This window comes from Phyllobacterium brassicacearum, assembly GCF_003010955.1.
GTDB classification, from domain to species: Bacteria; Pseudomonadota; Alphaproteobacteria; order Rhizobiales; family Rhizobiaceae; genus Phyllobacterium; species Phyllobacterium brassicacearum.
This window is the reverse complement of record NZ_PGGO01000066.1, coordinates 1-822: the sequence shown is the minus strand read 5'-3', so window position 1 is coordinate 822 and position 822 is coordinate 1. Positions and strand designations below refer to the sequence as shown.

1 protein-coding gene and 1 pseudogene are annotated in these 822 nt (G+C 55.0%); both read right to left on the bottom strand.

Translation table 11 applies throughout. From position 1 onward, the window contains the following. On the bottom strand, positions 1-305 hold a 305-nt coding region (locus CU102_RS28255), incomplete at its 3' end, for a YhjD/YihY/BrkB family envelope integrity protein (RefSeq protein WP_210204798.1). 274 nt (positions 306-579) lie between these two features. Beyond that, positions 580-822: pseudogene (locus CU102_RS30065) on the bottom strand (hypothetical protein); the annotation flags it as partial.

Genomic DNA, 822 nt, shown 5'->3' with positions numbered 1-822 from the left:
TTCTCGCTGTACGCAACGTTCAATGCTTCGAAGATGGCTTTGATGCCATTGTTCGCGCTCCAAAGCGCCACGAAAAGTCCGATGAAGAAGCCGAGGCTGAGGACCTTGGTATCTTGTGCAGCCAGTGCCTCGAGTTGGGACCGGATGAGATTGATCGAGTCCATCGGTAGTATACCAATGAACATGGAAGTGGTGCCAGCGATCGCGGCCCGATCTGCCAAAAAACCATACAATGATACGAAGGCGGTCAGTGCCGGAAATAAGGCAAGCAGCAAGTAAAATGTTGCCCCTGCCGCGATCAACATGATCCGATCTTCCCACAACGCGTTGTAAATTCTGTAGAGCGCGTCTTTCCAACCCCTCACTGGAATTTCAGAAGGAGCGCGCGTGACGTCCGCGTCCCTGCTGCTTCGCGCGCCGGGTTAATATCTTGTCCCTTGCGGACTTCTTGGAAACCGAGATCATCGCCGCATACCTGAACCTCGTTTCTTCCCGTTCATCGAACCAATCCTCCCAGGGGTGTATCTGTCTATTCTCCCGCATTCGATGAGGGAACGATGTCGGACCGGCGAATTCGACTCAAGGCATTTGCTGGCGATATTCCCGCAAGCGTCGCCGTTCCCTTGCAACCTCTTCATCTGTGAAAGCCGGATTGGTCTCATCGAATCCCTGCCAGCCCTCTTCACGATACATGGCGCGGCGTGCTTCGAGATCAGCGGCTGTGTCGTCCTTGACAATCGAGCGCGCAATGGCCACCTGGTCCTCATCGACGCGGACCGATACCAATGTGCTGCCCCGGCGTATCCCTTCGGCATAGACATG